Below are 23,147 nucleotides of genomic sequence, written 5' to 3'. Positions count from 1 at the left end.
ACTAGATCCCGTGGAAAATAAGCTGAGCGCCGGGGAAAACCGTCGCAGGACATCGGATGATCGGCGGCACTCCTCCAGCCGTGAACGCATCCTGCGCGAGATCGAGGCCCATCCGGCATCCACGGCCGAACTGGTCGCCGCGACCGGCCTGCACGAGAACACCGTGCGCGGGCACCTCGAGCGTCTGCTCGCCGACGGTCACATCGTGCGAGAGAAGGAGGCGCCGTCCGGTCGCGGCCGCCCGTCACTGCGCTGGAGTGCGGCCGGCAGCACAGCTGAAGCTCCCTACGCGGGCCTCGCACTGGCCCTCGCCGAAGGGCTCGTCCGCACCAGCGAACACCCGGTGCAGGAGGCCCGGTCCGCCGGCCGCACCTGGGGCGCCCAGCTCGCCGAGGGACGGTCGACGAGTGACCCGCGCGCGCTCGTGCTCGAGGTCATGCGCGAACAGGGATTCGCTCCCGATGACACGGATGCCGGTGACCCGATCATTCTGCGCAGCTGCCCGCTGCTCGCCGCCGCGTCCCGCAGGTCCGACGTCGTGTGCGCGGTGCACGAGGGACTCATCGAGGGGCTCGCCCGCACTCGTTCCGAGAGTGCGGACGCCGAACTGCTGCCGTTCGCGGCCGACGGCGCCTGCGTCCTGCACCTGCGGGTCGCGTCGTGACCGGGGAGGGTGAGGGCGTTTCCCGCGGGTCGTTGAGCGAGGGAGCGCCAGCGACCGAGACGAAACGCAGTGAGTCTTCCGGGGAGGGTGGGGGCGTTTCGTCTCGCTTCGCTCGCTCAACGACCGGGGAGGGTGAGGGCGTTTCCCGCGGGTCGTTGAGTGAGGGAGCGCCAGCGACCGAGGCGAAACGGAGTGAGTCTTCCGGCGGGGGTGAGGGTGTTTCGTCTCGCTTCGCTCGCTCAACGACCGGCGGGGAAGGCTTCGCTCGCTCAACGACCGGGGGAGCCGGAGCGACCACGAGACGAACCCCGTCCTGGCGCCTGATCTGGCTGCTGCCCGCAGGTCTCGCCCTGCTCGCCGGCCTCGACGCCGGCCTCCTCCTGCTCGGCCTGCCCGCACCGGTCACCGCGGATCGCCTTCCCGACGTGCACGGGATGCTGCTGGTGCTGGGCTTCGTCGGAACGCTGATCGCTCTCGAGCGCGCTACCGCGCTCGGCCGCTGGTACGGCTACCTCGCCCCGGCGCTGCTCGGCGCCGGCGGCATCCTGCTGCTGGTGACCGCGGTGCCGCTGCCGATCGGCAAGACCCTGCTCGCTGTGGGAGCGGCCGCGTTCGTGCTGCTCTACATCCCGCTCTGGCGCCGGCAGTACGACGCTGCGCTGCTCACGCAGCTGCTCGCCGCCGGGCTCGGCCTCGCCGGTGCGCTCATCTGGATCGGTCAGGACTCGCTGACGCGGGTGCTCCCGTGGCTGATCGGCTTCGTCGTGCTGACGATCGCGGCCGAGCGCGTGGAGCTCGCACGCATCACGATGGGCGCGGGTGCCGGCATCCGTCTTCTGGTGCACGCGTGGGCGATCACGGCCGCGCTCGTCGTCGGCACGGTCTTCCCCGGTGCCGGGGCGATCCTGCTCGGCATCGTGCTGCTCTCGCTCGTGGGCTGGCTGCTGGTGCACGACGTCGCGCGGCGCACGATCCGTGCAGCCGGGGTGACGCGGTACATGGCGGCGTGCATCCTCGCCGGGTACGTGTGGCTCGCGGTGGCCGGCGTCGTCCTGCTGTTCGGCGCGCCCACCGAGCAGCGCGCCTACGACGCGGTCGTGCACGCGGTGTTCCTCGGCTACGTGTTCTCGATGATCATGGCGCACGCCACCAGCATCCTGCCCGCCGTGCTGCGGATCGCCCTGCCGTACCGCCCGGCGTTCTGGGCGCCGATCGGGCTGTTGCAGGTCGCGCTGATCGTGCGGCTGTGGATCGGTGACGGACTCGGGATGCCGGTGGGCTGGCAGCTCGGCGGAGTGCTCGGGGTGGTCGCGCTGCTGCTGTTCGTCGTGACGGCGCTGACGAGTGCGGTGCTCGGGCAGGGGCAGAAGTCGTGACCGCCGTCAGGAACCGCGGGTTCCAGCCGATGCGCGACATCCCGACCGTCGTGTGGCTGCTGCTGACGGTCGTGGCCGCCGTCGCCCACCGTGCCCTGCCGATGCCGGGCTGGCTGATGATCCATCTGCTGCTGCTCGGCGCCGTCACGCACGCGATCCTGGTGTGGAGCCAGTACTTCTCCTGGGCGCTGCTGCGCGGCCGGGCGACGCCGGCGGATGTCCGTACGCAGACCATCCGGCTCATCCTGTCCAATGGCGGCGCCGTGCTGGTGATCGCCGGCGTGCTCAGCGGCATCTGGGCCGTCACGGCCGCCGGCGCGGCATCCCTCATCGTCGCCGTCGCCTGGCACGGCGCGAGCCTGTACCGCCGCGCCCGACGCAGCATGCCGGGGCGGTTCGGCCGAACGGTCAGGTACTACATCGCCGCGGCAGCGCTGCTCACCGTCGGCGCGGCCCTCGGCGCGCTGCTGGCGCGCGGCGGTGACCTGCCCAACCTCGTGCTCGCGCACGCGCTGATCAACGTGCTCGGCTGGATCGGGCTCACCGTCGCCGGCACGGTCGTCACGCTGTGGCCGACGATCCTGCGCACCCGTGCGGACGCGCACGCCGCCGACGGCGCGGCCCGCGCCCTGCCCTGGCTCGCCGCCGGGGTCTCGGTCGCCGCCTTCGGCGCAGCGCTCGCCTGGCTGCCGGTTCTCGTCCTCGGCCTGGCGGGCTATCTGGGCGGGCTGATCGTGATCGGCGTCTCGCTGTGGCGGTCAGCGCAGAGCAAGCCTCCGCGCAGCTTCTCGGCGATGTCGGTCGGGATGGCGCTGATCTGGTGGGCCGGGGTCGTCGCGATGCTCATCGCCGGCACGATCGTCGCGTTCGCCGACGGAACGGGATTCGCCGCGGTGTCGGCGCTGCTCGACGCCGTCGTGCCGTACCTGGCTGCCGGGTTCGCCGCGCAGGTGCTCGTCGGAGCGCTCAGCTACCTGGTGCCCGTGGTGCTGGGCGGCGGGCCGAGTCCGGTGCGCACCGGCACGGCCGCGTTCGACCGGGGCGCCGCCTGGCGGGTGACGACGGCGAACGCCGCGCTCGCCGTGTGCGCGCTGCCGGTGTCGAGCCTGTCGCGGGTGGTGGCATCCATGCTCTATCTGATCGCGATGGCGTCGTTCCTGCCGATCATGTTCCTCGCGATGCGCGCGCAGCGCCGGGCGAAGGCCGGCGGGCTCCGACTCGAGAAACCGGGCGAGGGCCCGATCGTGCCGGAGGGGCGGCAGCCGCGCGGTCGTCGCGCCGGTCAGGCCGTGGCGGGACTGCTCGCCGTGGTGCTCGCGGTCGCCGTACCCGCCGCAGCGGATCCGGCCGGGTTCGGCTGGTCGGCCGCGCCGGCCGGCGATGCGGATGCTCCGGTCAAGACCGTGCAGGTCGAGGCCGCGGACATGCGCTTCACGCCCAGCCACATCGAGGTGCCCGCGGGCACGCGGCTGGTGATCGAGCTGACGAACACCGACACCGAGCAGGTGCACGATCTCGTGTTCGCGAACGGCATCGCCGGCGGTCGGCTCGCGCCGGGCGAATCGCAGACCATCGACGTCGGCGTGATCACCGCCGACCTCGACGGCTGGTGCTCGATCATCGGACACCGGCAGATGGGCATGACGATGACGATCGTCGCGACGGGCGCGGCGGCCGGATCCGCGAGTACGGATGCCGGCGCGTCGGATGCCGGTTCGTCGGATGCCGGTTCGTCGGATGCCGGGGAGCACGGCGATCACGCGGCATCCGGAGCCATCGATCTGATGGCCGACCCGGGCGAGGACTTCTCGCCGTACGACGCCGAGCTGCCGGCTCTGCCGGCATCCGATGGCCCTGTGCATCGGAGGCTGACCCTCACCGCGCGCGATGTCGAGACCGAGGTCGCTCCGGGAGTGACGCAGACCCTCTGGACCTACAACGGCACCGCGCCGGGACCGGTGCTGCACGGGCGCGTCGGCGACACCTTCGAGATCACGCTCGTGAACGACGGCTCCATGGGGCATTCGATCGACTTCCACGCCGGGTCGCTCGCTCCCGACCGGCCGATGCGCACGATCGCGCCGGGCGAGAGCCTGACCTACACGTTCACCGCGACCCGCGCCGGTATCTGGATGTATCACTGCTCGACCATGCCGATGACCGCGCACATCGCGAACGGCATGTACGGAGCGGTCGTGATCGAGCCCGACGACCTGCCGGCCGTCGATCGCAGCTACGTGCTGGTGCAGGGGAGTACTACCTGGGCGACCACGACGGCGGCGAGGTCGACGTCGACAGGATCGCGACGCGCGATCCTGATCTGGTCGTGTTCAACGGCTACGCGAACCAGTACGACCACGCGCCTCTACCGGCCTCTGTCGGGGAGCGCGTGCGGGTCTGGGTGCTGGATGCCGGGATCGAGAGGTCGTCGAGCTTCCATGTGATCGGCGGGCAGTTCGACACGGTCTGGGCGGAGGGGCGGTATCTGCTGAACCGGTCGCCGGACACGGGGTCGCAGGCGCTCGGGCTGATGCCGGCGCAGGGCGGATTCGTCGAGCTGACCTTCCCCGAGGCGGGGCACTACCCGTTCGTCTCGCACTTCATGATCGACGCGGAGCGCGGCGCGCACGGCATCTTCGACGTGAGGGGTGAGTCGTGGGCGGGCCCGGTGCCGCGGCATCATCTCGGAGATCTGCAGAATCGCGGAGCCTGCCGCGCATCGGCGTCCGGGATGCTGCAGATCTCCGACGCGATGCGGGGCGGCGGGTCGGGAACCCGCCTGCATAGACTGAGGCGATGCATCCGCTGACCGAGGCCGACGTCCGGGCATCCTTCGTCAACGCCGGCGACGACGAACTGCGGTTGATCGAACTGCCGCACGACTTCCTGCTCACGGACTGGGACTACCTCGACTTCTTCGCCTGGCGCGACCCGTCGTCATCGCGCCGCGGGTATGTGCTGCTCGAGCACGAGGGAAGCACCGTCGGCATCGTGCTGCAGACCGCCGGCGGCGGGCGCACGCGCTCAGGCATGTGCAACATCTGCCACACCATGCAACCGGGCAACCAGGTCGCGCTCTGGGCCGCGCGGCGCGCGGGCGAGCGCGGCAGCCGCGGCGACACGGTCGGCACCTACGTGTGCGCCGATCTGTCGTGCCATGAGAACGTACGGCTGGCGCATCCGCTCGCGCCCAACGAGGTGCTCGCGCCCGGGCAGGTCGACATGCGGCTGGACGGCACGCGCCGCCGCATGCACGACCTCGTGCAGCGGGTGCTCGAGGACTGACGGCCGCGTCGACCGAGATGGCGGTGCCTCCGCGTGCGAGGAGGTTTCTGCTGGTGGGGAGGCGTCGTTGTCGGCGTTTTCCTCCTTGCGTGGGTGTGGGCGGATGCTGCTGGGGGGCCTCCGCGTGCGAGGAGGTTTCTGCTGGTGGGGAGGCGTCGTTGTCGGCGTTTTCCTCCTTGCGCGGGTGTGGGCGGATGCTGCTGAGGGGGGTGCCTCCGCGTGCGAGGAGGTTTCTGCTGGTGGGGAGGCGTCGTTGCCGGCGTTTTCCTCCTTGCGCAGGTGTGGGCGGATGCTGCTGAGGGCGGTGCCTCCGCGTGCGAGGAGGTTTCTGCTGGTGGGGAGGCGTCGTTGTCGGCGTTTTCCTCCTTGCGTGGGTGTGGGCGGATGCTGCTGAGGGGGGTGCCTCCGCGTGCGAGGAGGTTTCTGCTGGTGCGGGGACGTCGTTGCCGGCGTTTTCCTCGGGTCTGCTGCACGCATAGGTGACACCTGATCTGTGGTGCTGAGTGCGCTGCTGGGAGGATGTCATCATGCCCAAGCCCTATCCCCGTGAGTTCCGCGACGATGTCGTGCGGGTGGCTCGTCAGCGCGAGGACGGTGTGTCGATCAAGCAGATCGCGACCGACTTCGGAATCAGCGAGACGTGCCTGCAGAACTGGCTTCGCCAGGCCGATGTGGAAGACGGCGCCAAGCCCGGCGCGACCCGGGCCGAGGCTGACGAAGCTCGCGAGTTGCGCAAGCGGGTGCGGCTGTTGGAGCAGGAGAACGAGGTGCTCCGTCGTGCGGCGGCGTACTTCGCTCAGGCGCATCTGCCGGGAAAATGACATACCCGCTCGTGACAGAGCTCGCTGCCGACGGGATCCCCGTCGCAGTGACGTGCCGGGTCCTCAAGCTCTCCCGCCAGCCCTACTACCGGTGGCTGGCCGACCCCATCACGAATGCTGAGCTGGTGGAGGCGTATCGGGCAAACGCGCTGTTCGACGCGCACCGTGACGATCCTGAGTTCGGGCATCGTCTCCTGGCCGACGAGGCCCGCGACGCCGGGGAACCGATGGCGGACCGGACCGCGTGGAGGATCACGTCAGCGAACGGCTGGTGGTCGGCGTTCGGGAAGAAGAAGGGACGTAACGGCAAGAGGCCCGGACCGCCGGTCCACGACGACCTGTGCGCGGTGACTGACGAGGACGGGCGGGTCCGACACGAGTTCACCGCTGACAGCCGGAACCGGCTCTGGCTGACCGACATCACCGAGCACCGCACCGGCGAGGGCAAACTCTACCTCTGCGCGGTCAAGGACGTGTTCTCGGGCAAGATCGTCGGCTACTCGATCGACTCGCGGATGAAGTCCCGGCTGGTCGTGAACGCGATCAACAACGCCGCCGCGCTGCGCGGTGACGTCGCCGGTTGCGTGCTGCATAGCGATAGGGGCAGTCAGTTCCGTTCCCGGAAGGTCATCCGGGTGCTGGCTCGTCACCGTATGGTCGGCTCGATGGGCCGAGTCGGCGCGGCCGGTGATAACGCCGCGATGGAGAGCTTCTTCGCGCTGCTGCAAAAGAATGTCCTCAATCGGCGGTCCTGGGCCACCCGGGAAGAGCTGCGGATCGCGATCGTGACCTGGATCGAACGGACCTACCATCGGCGCCGTCGGCAAGCACGTCTGGGCCGTTTGACGCCGGTCGAATTCGAGACCATCATGAACCAGAACCTGGCCCTCGCGGCCTAACCGAAACTGTCACCTATCCGTGCAGCAGACCCCTCCTTGCGTGGGTGTGGGCGGATGCTGCTGAGGGGGGTGCCTCCGCGTGCGAGGAGGTTTCTGCTGGTGGGGAGGCGTCGTTGCCGGCGTTTTCCTCCTTGCGTGGGTGTGGGCGGATGCTGCTGAGGGGGCCTCCGCGTGCGAGGAGGTTTCTGCTGGTGCGGGGACGTCGTTGCCGGCGTTTTCCTCCTTGCACCCGTGTGGGTAGGACAGGAGGCCGCAAGCAGTGCGACCGGAGCATCCGATCGGCGCAGATACGCTGGAAGCCCACCGACGCATCGAAGGAGACGCCAATGGGCGAGCCCATCCTGTCCACCGTCGACGAGGGCCTCGCGCGGCTCACCCTGAACCGTCCGGCACGGCTGAACGCCTTCAACGGCGACCTCGCCTACGCCTGGCGGGATGCCACGGCCGAGGCCGTCGCCCGCGACGACGTGCGCGCGATCCTCATCGACGCGGCCGGCCCGGCGTTCTGCGCCGGCGGCGACGTGCTCGACATGGCGAACGAGATGGGATCCGGCGAGGACATCACCGCCTTCGCCCGGGTGATCAACGAGGGCATCCGTTCGCTCACCGACTCGGCCAAGCCCGTGGTGGCGGCCGCACACGGCACGACCGCCGGCGGAGGCCTCGGCATCCTGCTCTGCAGCGACTACGCCGTCGTCGGCGCGCACTCGAAGCTCGGCAGCCTGTACGCGAACATCGGCCTCACGCCCGACCTGTCGGTGTCGGCACAGCTCGCCCACGCGATCGGTCAGCGCCGGGCGCTGCAGCTGTTGCTGCAGGACCGCATGCTCAGCGCGGCGGAGGCCGTCGAATGGGGTCTCGTCGCCGAGGCGGTCGCCGGCGCCGAGGGATCGGATGCCGCGGCCGAGGCCGCCGCCGTCCAGGCTCGCGCTGAGGAGATCGCCCGGTTCTGGCTGGACGGTGCCGCCGGCGCCTACGGGCATGCCAAGCGCCTGGTGCGCTCGCAGCCGGAGCGCACGTTCCATGAGCAGCTCGAGGAGGAGGCGCTCTCGATCGGAGCATCCTTCGAGACGCCGGACGCGCAGGCGCGCGTCGCGGCCTTCGCGGCGCGCTCGGCCCGCTGAACCGGGTTCGCAGGGGCACGATGCCCGGGCGTCACACCCCCGCTCTGTGTCCCGGATGCCCGTGCCGAGACCCCCTCCCGTGCCGAGACCCCGTTTCCGTGTCGACACCCGGCCTGGCTGACGGGCGCCCAGGAGGGGCTTCGGCGGGAAGGTCGGTGTGCTCCGGCATCCGGACTGCGCGAGACTGGAAGCCCGCCCGACTGGAGGACCCATGACCGACATCGAACTCGGCGCGCTCGCCGCGGAGATCGCCCTTGAAGCGGGTGAGCTCGCCGCGCGTCGCCGTCGCGAGGGCGTGCATCTCGCCGCGACCAAGTCGACGCTCGCCGACATCGTGACCGACGCCGACCGCGAGGTCGAGGCGCTGATCAGAGACCGGCTCGCCACGGAGCGTCCCGATGACGGCTTCCTCGGCGAGGAGTCCGGTGCGGCCGGGGGCACGAGCGGCTTCACCTGGGTCGTCGACCCTATCGACGGGACGGTCAACTACAGCTACGGCATCCCGGCGTACTCGGTGAGCATCGCCGTGGTCGAGGGCACGCCCGAGCCCGAGTCGTGGAACGGCGTGGCCGGCGCGGTCTGCGCTCCGGCGCTCGGCGAGCTGTTCACAGCGGTCCGCGGCGAGGGAGCCTGGCACGACGGGGCGCGCCTCGCCGTCACGACCGAGATTCCTGCAGGAGCACTGCTGGCGACCGGATTCGGGTACGACCCGGCCACGCACGACGGCGACCTGGCGACGGTGCGACGGGTGATGACCATGGCCCGGGACCTGCGCCGGATGGGGTCGGCCGCGATCGACCTGTCGTACGTAGCGGCCGGGCGGCTGGACGGGTTCTTCGAGCGCGGCCTGAACGCGTGGGACTTCGCGGCCGGTGCGATCCTCGTCTCCGAAGCCGGGGGAGCGGTGTCTCGCATCGAACTGGATTCCCGCCGTCCGCTGCTGTTCGCCGGAGGGCGCGAGGTGCACGCCCGGCTCGGAGCCCTGCTCGCCGAGAACTGATTTCGTCAGGACGATCAACTTTCTCGCCGACGCCCATGGCGTTCCCAGGCGGAAGCAGGTATCGTTTACCCGATCGTTACTTTCGTTTACCCGAGCGATAGCCCCCCTGCTTGACGCGCGACCGAGAGATTCCGCTTTGCCCTTCGATGCCCCCCAGACCGGCTCTGCCCCCGAGCGCCGGTCCGACCGACGCCGTGCGGTGCCCGCAGAGTCCGCTGTCGCAGTGACGTCGTCGGCCGCTCCGGCCTCCCGCCGTGCGGCCCGTGAGCGCCAGACCGCCGAGGTCCCGGTCGTGCAGACGCCGTCCGCTCCGGCTGCCGCGCAGCCGTTCGTCGGCCGGCGCGCCCGTCGCGCGGGAATCGCGCAGCCCGTCGCATCGGATGCCGCGCCCTGGCGCGAGTCGATGGCGGATGCCGGCACCGGCCGGCCCCTGGTCGCCGCTCAGTCCGTCGTGCCCGAGACCGTCGTCGACGGGGAGCCCGCCGCGGCGCCGGCCATCGTCGCCGAGCCGGTCGTCGAGGCCGAGCCGATCGCCCCCGTCGCCGCAGCCGAGCTGAAGACCGAGCGTCTCGTCGTCGAGGAACCGGCCGCAGCCGAGGCCGAGCCCGCCGCCGCGGCCGAGCCCGCCGCCAAGGCCGAGCCCGCCGCCGAGGCCCAGGCTGCGGCCGAGTCCGCCGCCGAGGCCGAGTCCGCCGCCGAGGCCCAGGCCGCCGCCGAGGAGCCCGTCGCCCCGGATGCCGCCACCGACTCCGAGGCATCCGCTGCCGAGTCCGCCGCCGACGCATTCACCGCAGCTGCCGCGGCTTTCGGCTTCAGCGCGGACGATCTCGACGAGCAGGTCGAGCCCGCTGCCCGGGCATCCGCCGCCGAGCCGGAGCCGTCCGTCGAGAACTCGGCGACCGCGCACCGTGCACCGCGACGCGGTCGTCGCCTGGGGCGCAAGGTGGCCACCGCCGGCGCCACGCTCGGTGTGATGGGCGTCGCTGGCCTCATGCTCGTCTCGATGACGCTGCCCTCCGAGGCGGTGGCCGCGGCTCAGGGCCAGGACGCCCAGTCGCTGACTTCGCTCACTGCGGCGGAAACGCAGCAGCAGAAGCTCGGCACCGACGACATCCAGGCGTACGTCGCGTCATCCGACGTCGAGAACGCGCAGTCCGCCCGCGAAGGCGGGTTCACGTCGATGTCGATGGCCGACCTCGCGGCTGAAGAGGGCATCAAGTACTCCACCAGCCTGTACACCAACGACACCACGGCGGCGATTCAGTGGCCCTTCGCCGTCGGCGTGGCCATGAGCTCGCCGTACGGCTCTCGCTGGGGACGCCTGCACGCCGGCATCGACCTCGTGCCCGGAGAAGGCGCGCCGATCCAGGCGATCGCCGACGGCGTCGTGCGCAAGGCGACCGAGAACGGCGGCGGATACGGCGTCACCGTCTACATCGATCACATGATCGACGGCAAGGTCATCACGAGCCACTACTCGCACATGCTGCACGGCTCGATGCGCGTGCAGACCGGACAGCACGTGAAGGTCGGCGACATCGTCGGGCTCGTCGGGAACACCGGTCATTCCTACGGTGCGCACCTGCACTTCGAGCTGCTCCGCAACGGCGTTCAGTTCGACCCGCTGCCCTGGATGAAGGCGAACGCGGGCCGTCATGACGGAGTCGGGCCGATTTCCTGATCCCGCCTCCGGGATGTTAGGATTTCCTGGTTGCCCGGAGACGGGAAACATGCCCCGATAGCTCAGTGGCAGAGCACTTCCATGGTAAGGAAGGGGTCGTCAGTTCAATCCTGACTCGGGGCTCGCAGCACTCGTAATCCGAGTGCCCGTGGCAGGGTAGCTCAGTTGGTGAGAGCGCACGACTCATAATCGTGAGGTCGCGGGTTCAAGCCCCGCTCCTGCTACGAAAGCCCCCGGCTCCACCCGGGGGCTTTCGCTTTGCCCGTCTCGGTACACTCTCAGCATGGGCCTGATGATCGAAGTGAACGCGGAGGAGCTCGAGCGCGTCGCACGAGCTCATGGTGTTCGCCGTCTTCGGGTCTTCGGGTCGGCAGTCACCGACGACTTCGATCCCGAACGGAGCGACATCGATCTGCTCGTCGACCTGGCTCCCGAGACGAAGGACAAGTTCGACGCCTACTTCGGTCTGAAGGAGGATCTCGAGCGCGTGTTCGGGCGCACAGTTGATCTGGTGATGACGGATGCGGTCCGCAATCCGTACTTCCGCGATCGAGCCCTCGCATCCGCGGAGGAACTTTATGCAGCCTGAGGCTGCGGCATACCTCTGGGATGCCCGGGAAGCGGCGCAGCGTGTGACGGAGTTCATCAGTGGTCTTGATGAGACCGGATATCGTTCGGATGCCCTCCGTCGCTCTGCCGTGGAGCGCCAGCTCGAGATCGTCGGAGAGGCCCTGAACAACCTGCGCCGGGTAGACGCGGAGACGGCCGACGGAGTTCCGGATCTTCATCGCATCGTCGGGCTCCGCAACGTGCTCGCGCACGGCTATGCGGTGGTGGACGACGGAGTCGTCTGGGCGGCCGCTTCCGAGCGGGTGCCGGAGCTGGTCACCTATCTGGGTCTCCTGCTCGGGGAAGGGCCCTCCGGCGCCTGATCACGGCGCCACGATCAGGCATATGCCAGGCGTTCCTGGCGAATGGGCTCCCAGGCGAGGGCACCCTCAACGAGTCAGGCGGTCTTCGACGGATGAAATGCCGACGCTGTCGAGGTGGGCGACGCTCTGCGCTTCGCAGACACCCCGCCGAGCGGTGGCAGGCAGTCTGGTCGGGATGGGTTACGGGGAAGCGGGGTCTGATGCGTTGGCGTGGGCCTGCCCGCGCTTTCTGAGGGATGCGATCGTCACAGCGGTAGTAGGCAATGCGAAGAGGCACATAGCCACCGCGGCGAGCACAAAGACAGTGTTCTCGGATGCGGCCCACCCTGATGGAATCACCGCCAACGGCGGGAGCACGAACAACATCTCGAGCATGAGGCCGCAGAGTGCGGCTGCTCCGAACAGCAGGCAGCCGAGTCTTGCGGTGCTGCGAAGGTTGAGTGCGACGCGCATATCCGCTCCGATGCCGAGCATGAGGACCGGGATGATCTGGGCGAGGACCATGTACGCGTTCATGGCGAGACACTATCGGTGTGTGCCCTCGCTCATCGACCCGGAATGTATCAGATCCCCGGCGTCCGGCTCCTGATCTGTGGTCGCGGAATTCTGCTCCGCGCACGCACCTGGGGAGGTTGCGATGCCGATCTTCAACACGAACTCGATGTTCTCCGCTCGCGCGAAAGGCGGTGAGGGGCAGGACATCCCGGTCGCGATCGCCCCGACTCGCCGCTCTGGCAGAGCGACTCGCCGATGGTGGATGTACTCGCGGAGGAGTACCTCGAGAGGCAGGCCGACAGCGATCAGCGGATGTTCCGGGCACTCGACTCGCTGGTCTGGACGATGCAGGATCTCGTTCCCACCGACAACCAGGCGCCGCCGCAGGTGGTGGGCACGCTGCTGCAGCCGGACGGGTCGTCCGCGGCGCGCGTGCAGGTGGGGCTCGACCTCGACGGCGCCTCGACCGCACAGGCCATGGCGGGCACCACAGTGACCCTCGACGACGGCAGCTTCGTGCTCCCGATCCCGGCGGCGGCGCGCGCGACCGCGTTCGGCGCCGATCTGGTGGTGACCTCCGCGGTCGGCGTGCAGCGCATCAAGGCCGCGCTGAAGAATCTGCAGCCGAGCGGCATGCTGCCCGTCGTCACGCTGCCCGACCCCGCGCCGGCACTGTCGATGGCGATGATCGCCGCGCTGCAGCAGCTGGTGACGGATGCCGCGGGCCTCGAGCCTCCTGCCGAGGAGCACGCCATCCCGGCGCTGGCGGTGGGCGAGGACGAATGCCAGGTGGTGTTCCGGCGCGACGCGTCCAGCGACCGCTTCCCGTACGGCGTGTTCTTCCGGCTCACCGATCCGAGCCTGAGCCAGCCCAGCCTGCGGATGCGGATCCTCGAGGGGCGCCGCACACGCTGGCCCGTCACGTTCTACGGCGGCTACTCCGCCGCGGCCCGGCTGGCCGGAGGCCTGGAGAAGCTGGAGTTCCACCTCGCCGAGCGGGTGCCTGTCGACCGGCCCATCAGCATCGACGCCTTCCGCGACGGGCTGGCCACCGAGACCGCGTACGGCTCCGTGCCGCTGGCAGGATCGCTGTCGATCGGCTACGTGGTCACGCTCGCGCAGCGCTGGACTCCGCTGGGCCTGGCGCTCGGCGACCTGGTCTACTCGCTGCCGCTGGCACCGGGTGAGCAGCAGCGCATGGCGATCATGGAGCGCACGGCGTCGACCTCGGTCGTCGAGAGCGAGAGGCTCGAATCGACCGAGACGATGTCGTTCGCCGAACGCGATGACACCTCGGCGACGGCGACCTTCGCCAGCGCGTTCCGGGAGTCCGCGTCCGGCGGCTCGCACTACGACACCGAGGCGGACTCGTTCTCGGTGGCGGCCGCGGCCGGCGGTGGCGGCGTGTTCCCGTTCGGATGCGCCGCCGGTGGCGTCGCGACCAGCTACGGCACATCGAGCACCAGCGGCAACACGAACACCTGGATGAGCGGCGCCAGGAACAGCACCTCGGATGCCGCGCAGTCGACGCACTCCGCCGTGCAGCGCCAGGCGGCGGCACGTCGCTCGGCGTCGCGGACATCCATGCGGCTGGCCACCGCGACCGAGTCGACCGAGATCACCACCAAGGTCATCACGAACCACAACAAGACCCGCGCGCTGACCATGCAGTACTGGGAGGTGCAGCGGCTGTTCGACGTGACCACCGCCTGCGAGGGCGTGACGCTCACGTGCCAGGTGCCGCTGGACGTGATCCGGTTCCTGCCGGCGTTCCAGCCGGCCAAGCTCACCGACGCCCCGTCCACCCGTGATGACGTGCTCGCCCGCTACGAGCGGCTGCTCGGCCATGCCGACATCCTGACCAGGGTCGTGCCGGCGCGCTACCGCCGGGGCCTGTCGCTGATCACCGACTTCGCCTCCGACCCGACCACCTCGGTGGCGGACGCCGGTGCGCCGGCGACGGACGTGCTCGACGTCACGCTGATCGGCACCTTCCTCGACTTCGACGACCTGTTCGTCACCGTCGTCGGCAAGCGCGGGATGCGGGTGGGGCCCTATCCGCTCAGCGGCACCGCCGTCTCGGACACGCTGCCGACGGGGAAGGACGCGCTGGCGACGGAGGATGACCTGTTCGGCCGTCTCCGCGCGGCACGCGCCAACCACGTGCTCGGCAGGACCAGGGTGGCCACGATCTCGCTGCCGCCGTCGTTCGCCCGGCAGGACATCACCGGCTTCGAGATCACGCGCCGCACGCGTCGCCTGGACTACCACTTCGCCCCGCCTGCGATCGCCGACCTCGGCTTCGCGCAGATCACGCTGGGCGGCCTCGGCTCGGCCCTGGAGGGGGCGCTGAAGGATGCGGCCGCGAAGCAGTCGAAGACGGGGTCGTACGACGCGGACCGGCTGGAGCGCGAGATCGGCGGTCCGCAGGTGACCAGCTTCGTGGCGTCGATCTCGGGGACCACGCCGCAGGTCGTGCTCGTCGACAACAGGTTCGGCGGATCGACGGCGCTGCCGGCGATGACCTATCCGATCGCCGCGCGCACCGTGCCGCCCGTGCTCTCGTACGCCTCCGTGCTCGAGATCGAGAAGACCCTGCAGTGGGTGATGCGCAACACCATGACGTGCAGCGTCGCGGTCTTCGCCTCGCTCACTCCGGAGGAGCGGGCCGTCATGCTGGAGCGGTACGAGATCACCCTGCCGCCCGCCGAAGACGGCACAGCGCGTCCGGCGGTTCCGCTGCTCAGCTGCATCACCAACAACGTGCTGGGGTACTTCGGCAACTCGATGGTGCTGCCTTTCATGATCCCGGCGGCGATCACCGACGCGACCGCCGAGTACGGCGAGCCCGATGAGCACGGCATCCGGCCGGTGAAGAAGGCCGGACTGACCACCGGGCAGATCCAGGACGCGCTGACCCGGTTCCACACCGACGGCTTCTCGGCGCCACGATCGACGATCGCGCTGCCGACCAAGGGCGTGCTCGGCGAAGCCGTGCTCGGGCACTGCCCGTCGGCGGAACGGGTCGACCTCACCCGGTTCTGGAACTGGCAGGACTCTCCGGGCGACGAGGCCACGCAGATCGCCCAGGTCGGGATGCCGCAGGGCTCGCTCACCGCGGGGCTGACCGGTCCGAGTGCCCTCACCGGCATGAATCCGATGATCCAGAACTTCTCGATGGCGCCGGTCTCGGCCGACACCTCCCTGGCCGGCGCGCTGATCAAGTCGGCGGAGGCGCAGAAGAGCTTCGACATCGCCGCGCTCACCAACGCCGGCAATCTGGCGACGCTCACCGGCAAGACGCTCGACACCGCCGGAATCCGCGCGCAAGGACGCGCTCGGCGCCGCGAAGGACCTGGCGATCAAGGCGATGGAGACGTCGGCATCGATCTACGGGGCGGACAAGAAGAAGGATGCCGGCGACAAGGATGCCGGCGACAAGGACTCGTCCGGAGGCAAGGGCAAGGGCACCGGCGGCGCCGGCAGCGGAGGCACCGAGGGCCCGGCGAACGGAGGCGGCGGTACCGGAGGCGGCACCGGCGGTGGGGCGGATCCCGCGCCGCAGCCCGCTCCCGCCCAGCCGGCGCAGCGCACCATCTACTTCGCGAAGGCGCAGCGCGTGCTGGAGGACGATCAGAAGGCGGGGCTGGATCTCATCATCGCCGAGGTGAAGGCGGGCGGTGCGACCGGTGCCGTCGTCCGCGGCTACGCATCGCCCGAGGGCACCGCGGGCTTCGACAACGTCGCACTCGCCCGTGATCGCGCGACGAACACCGCCGCGTATCTCAACGCGCACGGCATCACGGCCGGCACGGCCGAGGGCGGTGTGCTCCCGGGCGCGGAGGGCGACTACCCGCGGCTGCGCCGTGCCGACATGAGCTTCCAGTACTGAGAGCATTCGAGAGAAAGGCATGACGATGTCCACTCCATCCGTCTCGGACGCGGCGGGCGACGCACTCGTCCTCGCCCTGACCGACGTCATCAAGGGGGCGTCCGGCCCCGAGATCCAGCAGGCGCAGGCGATGCTGCTGCGTCGCCTGGCGACCCAGGGCGATGTGATCCCGTCGCGCATCCCCGCTCCGCGCAACATCACCGAGGTCGGGGGCTACCTGAACCTGCTCACCGAGCTGGGCGAGACCACCATGTGCAAGGGCATGCTGGGTGCCGCGCTCGGGCTGGCGGCATCCGTGCCGGCGGATGACGGAGCGGGCGGCACGGTGCCGCCGCTGCGGCTGGTGCAGATCGCGAACGACCGGCTGCCCTCGCCGGCGGGCGACGGCGTACCGCTCTCGGTCGGCGTGCGGCAGGACCTGGCCGCGGGACTGCAGGCGGCCGTCGCCGACGTGCGCGCCGCCGCCGGGCATCTGCCGCTGTGGGGGCCGCCCGCCGCGCTGCCGGCGCCGACCGGAGGCACCGGACCGACCCCCGATCCGCTGCCGTACCTCGGCCGCGAGGTGTGGGTCGCGCCGACGGCCGCTCTCACCGATCCCGAGACCGATCCGATCGTGCTCGGCAGGGCGAGCACCGACCCCGGTGCCGGCTACCGGGTGGGTGTACGCGTCGCCGACGGCACTGCGGAGGCGGAGTCCGCCGACTGGGTGGGGCTGAAGTGGGATGCGGTCGGCGGAGCCTTCCTCGAGGCGGGCATCGGCACCGTCACCATGCTCGCGCTGGAGAAGGCGATTGCGGCCACGCCGTTCGTCAGCCGGCCGCTCACCGCCGTGCCGCCGTCACGCGGAGACTACGCCTGGGCGAGGATGGTCGCGGTGGCGGGTCTGCTGCCGGGCGCGAGTCGCCTCGGCGATGAGCTCGCTCTGGTGTGGACGGGGGATCAGATCGTGCAGAGCGCCTACGCCGACCACCTCGACGCCGTGTGGGACGGCGCCGCGTTCGTCTGAGCCCAGCCCCGCGTTCGAATCGCGCGACCGGCCCGGTTCGACGAGCGGATGCAGCCGGTTGCGCGATTCGAGAGTGTCAGGACGCGTCGCTGCTGTGGTCCGCGACATCCGGCTCGGCGCGGCTCAGGTCCGCGGCATCCTCCTCGGGACGCGGGGCGATGTTCTCGTCGACCTCGATCTCGGGCACGCTCGACTCGCCGGGCGCCGGGATGTGATGCTGTGGCGGCACCGTGGGCCGGCCGTACGCCTCGAGGAACCGCAGCCAGACCTCGCTGATCGTGGGGTAGGCGGGCACCGCGTGCCAGAGCCGGTCGATCGGCACCTCGCCGACGATCGCGATCGTCGCGGCCTGCAGCAGGTCGGCGACGTCCTGCCCGGCGAAGGTCGCTCCGACGAGCACCCGCCGGTCCTCGTCGACGATCATCCGGGCCTTCCCGCGGTAGTCCTCGGCGTGCACGTAGGTGCCGGCCAGCGACGACAGGTCGTAGTCGATCACCCGGGTGCGCAGGCCGGCGGCATCCGCATCCGCCGCGGTCAGGCCGACCGCGGCGACCTCGGGATCGGTGAACACGACCTGCGGCACGGCGTGATGGTCGGCGGTCGCGACGTGCGCGCCCCACGGGGCGTCGTCGACGCGCCCGCCGGTCGCGCGCGCCGCGATCACATCTCCGGCTGCGCGGGCCTGGTACTTGCCCTGATGCGTGAACAGGGCGCGCCGGGTGACGTCGCCGACGGCGTACAGCCAGTCGAAGCCGGGCACGAGCATCGTGTCGTCGGTCTCGAGCCAGCCGCCGGCGCGGAGGCCGATGCTCTCGAGACCGAGGTCGTCGGTGCGCGGCGAGCGGCCGGTCGCGACGAGCACCTCCTCGGCGTGGATCATCTCGCCGTTCTCGAGCGCGATGTGCACGCCGTCGGGGTCACGATCGACGGATGCCGGTGACGTGCCGGTCAGGATCCGCACGCCCTGTTCGCGCAGGCCGTCTGCGACGAGCTCGGCGGCGAACGGCTCGAGCCTTCCGAGCATCCGGCTGCGCACGATCATGGTGACCTCGGTGCCGAACGAGGCGTAGGCCGCGGCCATCTCGGCCGCGACCACGCCGCCGCCGATGATCGCCAGGCCGGCGGGGGCGCGCTTCGCGCTGGTCGCCTCACGGCTGGTCCACGGGTTCGCGTCCCGCAGGCCGGGGATGCCGGGGATCGTCGCGCTCGAACCGGTGACGACGGCGACCGCGTGGCGGGCGGTGAGCACGACGCCGGCCGCGGCGACCTCGACCTGCTTCGGGCCGGTGAAGCGGCCGTGGCCGCGGATGAGGTCGATGCCCGCGCCCTCGACCCAGCGCACCTGGCCGTCGTCCTCCCAGTGGTTCACGACCTCGTCGCGGTGGGCGAGCACGGCGGCGACGTCGAGGTCGCCGGTGATCGCGGCGGATGCTCCGGGCACGCGGCGGGCGGCACGAAGCGCACTGCCGGGCCGGAGGAGGGACTTCGACGGCATGCACGCCCAGTACGAGCACTCCCCTCCGACGAGCTCGTCCTCCACGATGGCGACGGACAGGCCGCCCTGCACCGCCCGGTCTGCGATGTTCTCTCCGACGGCTCCGCCGCCCAGCACGATCAGGTCGTATTCGGTCGGCATCGATGCCCCTTCCGCACGGTGGTCGCCATCGTACTCCCGGGCGCTTCGGATGCTCCGGTCTCACTGGTTGCGGGTGTTGGGGCGGTTGCACCCGCATCCGTTGAGACCGGAGCAGGAGGGCGGCCGGTCGTGGTGTGGCGTTCATGCTGCTCCGGTCTCACTCGTTGTGGGTTGTCGGCCGGGAGCACCCACAACCGTTGAGACCGGAGCTGAGGAGGGTCAGGCGCGGGCGGCGATCGCGGCGGCGTCGACGCCAGAGGGGAGCGCGCCGAACAGGGCACCGCCGGCGAAGCTGTCGACCAGGCGGGATGCCACGAAGCCGTCGGCCACGGCGGCCGGGGCGTGCTGCAGGAGCAGCGATCCCTGCAGGGCCAGTGCCAGAGCGCCGACCAGCTCCCGTGCGCGCAGTTCGGGCGAGTGATCGGATGCCACAGCCCGCACCAGAGCGCGGGTGCGGTCCAGGTGCGCGTCGAGGCGGGGATCCGCTCCGCGCGCGAGCGACACCTCGGCGTCGAACGCCTCGAAGGCGCCGGGCTCGCGGCCGAGTGCACGCAGCACGTCGAGGGCGATCACGTTGCCCGAGCCCTCCCACACCGCCATCACCGGCTGCTCGCGGTACCGCATGGCGAGCGGGAAGTCCTCGGTGTAGCCGTTGCCGCCCAGGCATTCCAGCGCCTCCGCGGCGTGCGCCGGACCGCGCTTGCAGGCCCAGTACTTCATCACCGCGGTGCCCAGCCGGGTGAACGCGACATCCTGCTCCGAGGCATCCGTGTCATAGGCGCGGGCCAGCCGCAGGGCGGCGGCCGTCACGCCCTCGACCTCGAGCTGCAGGTCGGCGATGACGCCGGTCATCGCGGGCTGGTCGATCAGCATCCGTCCGAACGCGGCGCGGTGCCGGGCGTGCCACGACGCCTCGGCCACCGCCTGCCGCATGCCGGCGAGCGACCCGAGGATGCAGTCCAGCCGGGTGTTCGTGACCATCTCGATGATGGTGCGCACCCCGCGGCCCTCCTCGCCGAGCAGGTGCGCGACCGCGCCCTCGTACTCGACCTCGCTCGACGCGTTCGAGGCGTTGCCGAGTTTGTCCTTGAGCCGCATGATGCGCATCTCGTTGCGGCTGCCGTCCTCGCGCAGCCGAGGCAGCAGGAAGCACGACAGCCCGCCGGGCGCCTGCGCGAGCACGAGGAAGCCGTCTGACATCGGCGCCGAGCAGAACCACTTGTGCCCGGTCAGCTCGTACCGTCCCTCGCCGATCGGCACGGCGACGGTCGTGTTCGCCCGCACATCCGATCCGCCCTGCTTCTCGGTCATCGCCATGCCGAACAGCGCGCTCCGCTTGCCGGGCACGAGGTCGGGCGAGTACTCGCGGGACAGCACGCGCGGCATCCACTCCGAGGCGAGTTCCGGATGCTGCGCGATCACCGGCGCCGCCGAGTGCGTCATCGACACCGGGCAGGCGTGTCCGGGTTCGATCTGCGCGTAGAGCATGAACGATGCCGCCCGCGCGACGTTCGCCCCGGGCCGCGGGTCGGCGAAGGCGCTGGTGTGGGCGCCGTCGGCGACGGCGGCCGTGATCACGCGGTGGTACGACGGGTCGTACTCGACCTCGTCGATGCGGTGACCCCAGCGGTCGTGCGTGTGCAGCTGCGGCTTGTTGCGGTTCGCGCGACGCGCGTCCGCCTGGAACTCGGCCGTGCCGACCCGGATGCCGGTGGCGTGCAGCCCCTCGTTCGCCCAGGCCGCGTCGTACCGGGTGATGCCCTCGACCAGCGCCACGTTGGCGGCGTACTCGTCGATGCCGACGCGGGCGGGGGACTGGCCTGTGACCTCGTGCGTGCTCATGATTCCTTCTCTGGTCAAGTGGTGGCCCAGGGGTTCAGCGGTCGAGTGGTGGGTCGCTGAGCCTCTGGTCGAGTGGTGGGTCGCTGAGCTTGTCGAAGCGTCTGCGGCCGTATTTGGGTCGCTGAGCCTGTCGAAGCGTCGTGCCGGCCCCTTCGACAGGCTCAGGGACCCAGGGGCTCAGGGACCCAGGGGCTCAGGGACCCAGGGGCTCAGGGACCCAGGGGCTCGGGGGCTCAGACTTTCGGGCCCAGATGCTCGGGCACCGCGCCGACCGCGCGCAGGCACAGTTCGGAGATCGCCGCGACGACGGCATCCGGGTCGTCCTCCTCCGCGCTCACCGGCGTGAGCGGGCCGGTGAGCGCCTCGCCGATCGCGCCGACGAGTCCCGCGGCGGTGATCTCCGGATGCTGCGGGGCGAACGATCCGTCGCGCACGCCCTGTGCCACGATCTCGGTGAGGATGTCGGCGTAGCTGCGGCGGTAGGCGAGGCGCTCCTCGTCGATCGCCCGGCCGACCGGTTCCCCCAGCAGCGCCCAGGCGAGGCGTCCGCCGCGCAGCGCGCGGGTGGCGAAGGTCTCGATGAGCGCGAGCAGCCGGCCCGTCGGCATCCGTGCGCTTCGAGGCGAGTACGGCCTGGTCGACGGCCGCGAGCTCGGTGCCGGCGCAGCGCCGGAACACCTCGGCGAGCACGTCGTCCACGCCGTCCGCGTAGCTGTACAGCAGCCCGGCGCTCATGCCGGCGCGCGCCGTGACGGCCTTCACCGACGCTGCTCCGAACCCGGAATCCCGCACGATCGCCGTGGCGGCCTCGATGAGGTCCTCCCGGCGCCCTGCTTCGCGACGCTGTGCCATCCGTGCTCCTTCGCTCGGTTCTGCCGCGGTTCACAACTCGATTGAATCGTGATTCAATGTCCGTATTGAATCACGATTCAACACCTGAGGCAATGCCGCCGAACCCCGACACGACGACGTGAGGACCCGATGAACCTGACCTGGATGCTGGAGCGCTCCGCCCGCACCTTTCCCGACAAGCCCGCGATCGTCTCCGACCTCGGCACCCTCGACTACCAGCAGCTGCTGGCCGCCTCACGCCGCGCCGCCACGGTGTTCCGCGAGGCCGGCGTGCAGCCCGGCGACCGGGTCGGCGTGATGGCCTTCAACACGCCGGCCTTCGCCGTCGCGGCCTTCGGCCTGTGGCGCGCGGGCGCGGCACTGGTGCCGATCAACCACAAGTTCACCGCCCGCGAGGTCGCCTACGTCGCCGCGCACGCCGGGCTGAAGGTCGTCGTCGCCGACGTCGATCTCGAGGACAGGGTGCGCGAGGGCGCTCCGGATGCACGGGTGCTGACGATCGCCGACGACGGCACGGGTGAGTTCGACACCCTCGTCGCCGCAGCCGGGGAGTGGGACGGCGTCGAGGTCGAAGGCGACGCCATCGCCCAGGTGCTCTACACCTCGGGCACCACGAGCAGCCCGAAAGGATGCCTGCACACGCACGCGGGTCTCGCGAACGTGCCCGCGTACACGACCGCCGCGGTCGGGCTGCAGCGCGACGACCGTTTCCTCATCGCGATGCCGATCTGGCACGCCTCACCGCTGAACAACTGGTTCCTGTCGATGATGTACCTCGGCGGCACGGTCGTGCTGCTGAAGGAGTACCACCCGGTGCACTTCCTTCAGACCGTGCAGCAGCACCGGGTCACGGCGTTCTTCGGGGCGCCGATCGCCTATCTCGCGCCGCTGAAGGTGCTGCCCTCCGTCGGGAGGAGCCTCGCCGACTTCGACCTCTCGTCGATGCGGCTCTGGGCCTACGGCGGAGCGCCGATGGGCGCCGAGACCGTCCGCATGCTGCAGCAGGCATACGGCACCGATGCGTTCTACCAGGTCTACGGCATGAGCGAGATGGGCCCGGTGGGGTCGGCGCTGTACCCGGCCGAGCAGATCGAGAAGGCCGGGTCGATCGGCGCCGGCGGCATGCCGGGCGTCGACATCCGCGTCGTGAACGCCGAGGGCACCGACGTCACGGCGGACGAGGCCGGTGAGCTGTGGATGCGCTCCGCGACCCGGATGGCCGGGTACCTGAACGACGCCGCCGCGACGGATGCCGTGTTCGTCGGCGACTGGTACCGCACCGGCGACCTCGCGCGCGTCGACGCCGACGGCTACCTGTTCATCGTCGACCGGCTGAAGGACGTCGTGATCACCGGCGGTGAGAACGTCTACTCTCCCGAGGTCGAGGAGGCGCTGCGGCAGCATCCGTCCGTCGCGGATGCCGCGATCGTCGGACGCCCGCACGGGGAGTGGGGCGAGACCGTGGTGGCTGTCGTCGAGGCATCCGGCGAGCTGTCGCTCGACGATATGCGGGCGTTCCTCGCCGACCATCTCGCGAAGTACAAGATCCCGCGCGAGCTGATCGTGCGCGACGCGCTGCCGCGGAATCCTTCCGGCAAGGTGATGAAGCACGTGCTGCGGACGGAGCTGGCCGCCTAGCCTC

19 protein-coding genes, 2 tRNA genes and 1 pseudogene are annotated in these 23,147 nt (G+C 70.6%); 17 read left to right on the top strand and 5 right to left on the bottom strand.

The window, feature by feature from the left end; all coding sequences use genetic code 11:
* The first annotated feature begins 10 nt into the window (after positions 1-10).
* The 13 genes from L2X99_RS10710 to L2X99_RS10650 all read left to right on the top strand — a co-directional run bounded on the left by L2X99_RS10710 (position 11) and on the right by L2X99_RS10650 (position 11,782).
* Complete coding sequence (locus L2X99_RS10710; RefSeq protein ID WP_236126752.1) at positions 11-664, top strand: helix-turn-helix transcriptional regulator; 654 nt, start codon at positions 11-13, stop codon at positions 662-664.
* Positions 665-819: 155 nt separating this feature from the next.
* Positions 820-2,040: a hypothetical protein gene (locus L2X99_RS10705; protein WP_236126753.1), complete on the top strand. Its 1,221-nt coding sequence runs from the start codon at positions 820-822 to the stop codon at positions 2,038-2,040.
* Positions 2,037-4,484, top strand: coding sequence for a multicopper oxidase domain-containing protein (locus L2X99_RS10700; RefSeq protein WP_236126754.1), 2,448 nt, complete (start codon positions 2,037-2,039; stop codon positions 4,482-4,484). Before L2X99_RS10705 ends, L2X99_RS10700 begins: the two co-directional genes overlap by 4 nt.
* Complete coding sequence (locus L2X99_RS10695) at positions 4,430-4,849, top strand: hypothetical protein (RefSeq protein WP_236135090.1); 420 nt, start codon at positions 4,430-4,432, stop codon at positions 4,847-4,849. The genes L2X99_RS10700 and L2X99_RS10695 overlap by 55 nt, the downstream gene beginning before the upstream one ends.
* Positions 4,837-5,325: an FBP domain-containing protein gene (locus L2X99_RS10690; protein WP_236126756.1), complete on the top strand. Its 489-nt coding sequence runs from the start codon at positions 4,837-4,839 to the stop codon at positions 5,323-5,325. Before L2X99_RS10695 ends, L2X99_RS10690 begins: the two co-directional genes overlap by 13 nt.
* Positions 5,326-5,852: 527 nt before the next feature.
* Positions 5,853-7,045, top strand: a protein-coding gene (locus L2X99_RS10685) for an IS3 family transposase (RefSeq protein ID WP_236125095.1) whose coding sequence is annotated in 2 segments (ribosomal slippage) — positions 5,853-6,137 and positions 6,140-7,045 — 1,191 coding nt in all. Because the reading frame shifts where the segments join, the coding sequence is not laid out codon by codon here.
* 326 nt (positions 7,046-7,371) lie between these two features.
* Positions 7,372-8,169, top strand: coding sequence for an enoyl-CoA hydratase/isomerase family protein (locus tag L2X99_RS10680; RefSeq protein ID WP_236126757.1), 798 nt, complete (start codon positions 7,372-7,374; stop codon positions 8,167-8,169).
* A gap of 211 nt (positions 8,170-8,380) precedes the next feature.
* A complete protein-coding gene (locus tag L2X99_RS10675) occupies positions 8,381-9,169 on the top strand; it encodes an inositol monophosphatase family protein (RefSeq protein ID WP_236126758.1) in 789 nt (262 codons plus the stop codon).
* A 199-nt stretch (positions 9,170-9,368) separates the two neighbouring features.
* On the top strand, positions 9,369-10,850 hold the full coding sequence (locus L2X99_RS10670; protein ID WP_236135089.1) for a M23 family metallopeptidase: 1,482 nt from the start codon (positions 9,369-9,371) through the stop codon (positions 10,848-10,850).
* Between the two features lie 51 nt (positions 10,851-10,901).
* Positions 10,902-10,973 (top strand) — tRNA-Thr (locus L2X99_RS10665).
* A gap of 27 nt (positions 10,974-11,000) precedes the next feature.
* A tRNA-Met gene (locus tag L2X99_RS10660) sits at positions 11,001-11,074 on the top strand.
* A 68-nt stretch (positions 11,075-11,142) separates the two neighbouring features.
* Positions 11,143-11,439 carry a nucleotidyltransferase family protein gene (locus L2X99_RS10655; RefSeq protein WP_236126760.1) on the top strand — a complete coding sequence of 99 codons (297 nt, stop codon included), beginning with the start codon at positions 11,143-11,145 and terminating at the stop codon, positions 11,437-11,439.
* Positions 11,429-11,782 carry a HepT-like ribonuclease domain-containing protein gene (locus L2X99_RS10650; RefSeq protein ID WP_236126761.1) on the top strand — a complete coding sequence of 118 codons (354 nt, stop codon included), beginning with the start codon at positions 11,429-11,431 and terminating at the stop codon, positions 11,780-11,782. The genes L2X99_RS10655 and L2X99_RS10650 overlap by 11 nt, the downstream gene beginning before the upstream one ends.
* Positions 11,783-11,962: 180 nt before the next feature.
* On the opposite strand, the gene L2X99_RS10645 is transcribed toward L2X99_RS10650, so the two are convergent.
* Positions 11,963-12,298 (bottom strand): hypothetical protein, encoded by a 336-nt coding sequence (locus L2X99_RS10645; RefSeq protein WP_236126762.1) that lies wholly within the window; start codon positions 12,296-12,298, stop codon positions 11,963-11,965.
* 234 nt (positions 12,299-12,532) lie between these two features.
* Here L2X99_RS10645 and L2X99_RS10640 point away from each other — a divergent pair, with 234 nt between their 5' ends.
* The 3 genes from L2X99_RS10640 to L2X99_RS10630 are packed head-to-tail and all read left to right on the top strand — an operon-like array spanning position 12,533 to position 17,175.
* The gene (locus L2X99_RS10640) at positions 12,533-16,036 is read left to right on the top strand and encodes a hypothetical protein (protein WP_236135088.1); all 3,504 of its coding nucleotides are present in this window, start codon (positions 12,533-12,535) and stop codon (positions 16,034-16,036) included.
* Positions 15,945-16,169, top strand: a complete 225-nt coding sequence (locus tag L2X99_RS10635) for a hypothetical protein (protein ID WP_236135087.1) — start codon at positions 15,945-15,947, stop codon at positions 16,167-16,169. The genes L2X99_RS10640 and L2X99_RS10635 overlap by 92 nt, the downstream gene beginning before the upstream one ends.
* Before the next feature lie 25 nt (positions 16,170-16,194).
* On the top strand, positions 16,195-17,175 hold the full coding sequence (locus L2X99_RS10630) for a hypothetical protein (protein ID WP_236135086.1): 981 nt from the start codon (positions 16,195-16,197) through the stop codon (positions 17,173-17,175).
* A gap of 76 nt (positions 17,176-17,251) precedes the next feature.
* Here the strand turns inward: L2X99_RS10630 and L2X99_RS10625 are convergent, their stop codons facing one another.
* From L2X99_RS10625 to L2X99_RS18585, 4 genes and pseudogenes are all read right to left on the bottom strand, one after another.
* Positions 17,252-18,811 (bottom strand): dihydrolipoyl dehydrogenase family protein, encoded by a 1,560-nt coding sequence (locus L2X99_RS10625; protein ID WP_236135085.1) that lies wholly within the window; start codon positions 18,809-18,811, stop codon positions 17,252-17,254.
* Positions 18,812-19,030: 219 nt separating this feature from the next.
* A complete protein-coding gene (locus L2X99_RS10620) occupies positions 19,031-20,653 on the bottom strand; it encodes an acyl-CoA dehydrogenase family protein (RefSeq protein WP_236135084.1) in 1,623 nt (540 codons plus the stop codon).
* Positions 20,654-20,886: 233 nt separating this feature from the next.
* Positions 20,887-21,261 (bottom strand): hypothetical protein, encoded by a 375-nt coding sequence (locus tag L2X99_RS10615; RefSeq protein ID WP_236135083.1) that lies wholly within the window; start codon positions 21,259-21,261, stop codon positions 20,887-20,889.
* Positions 21,262-21,343: 82 nt separating this feature from the next.
* A pseudogene (locus tag L2X99_RS18585) lies at positions 21,344-21,505 on the bottom strand (TetR family transcriptional regulator); the annotation flags it as partial.
* Between the two features lie 129 nt (positions 21,506-21,634).
* Between L2X99_RS18585 and L2X99_RS10610 the strand changes: the two are divergent.
* Entirely contained in the window at positions 21,635-23,143 is a 1,509-nt protein-coding gene (locus L2X99_RS10610; RefSeq protein WP_236126769.1) for a class I adenylate-forming enzyme family protein, read from the top strand.
* The last annotated feature ends 4 nt before the right edge of the window (positions 23,144-23,147 follow it).

It is taken from the genome of Microbacterium sp. KUDC0406 (genome assembly GCF_021582875.1).
Classification (GTDB): Bacteria; Actinomycetota; Actinomycetes; order Actinomycetales; family Microbacteriaceae; genus Microbacterium.
This window is presented reverse-complemented; position numbering and strand designations above follow the sequence as displayed.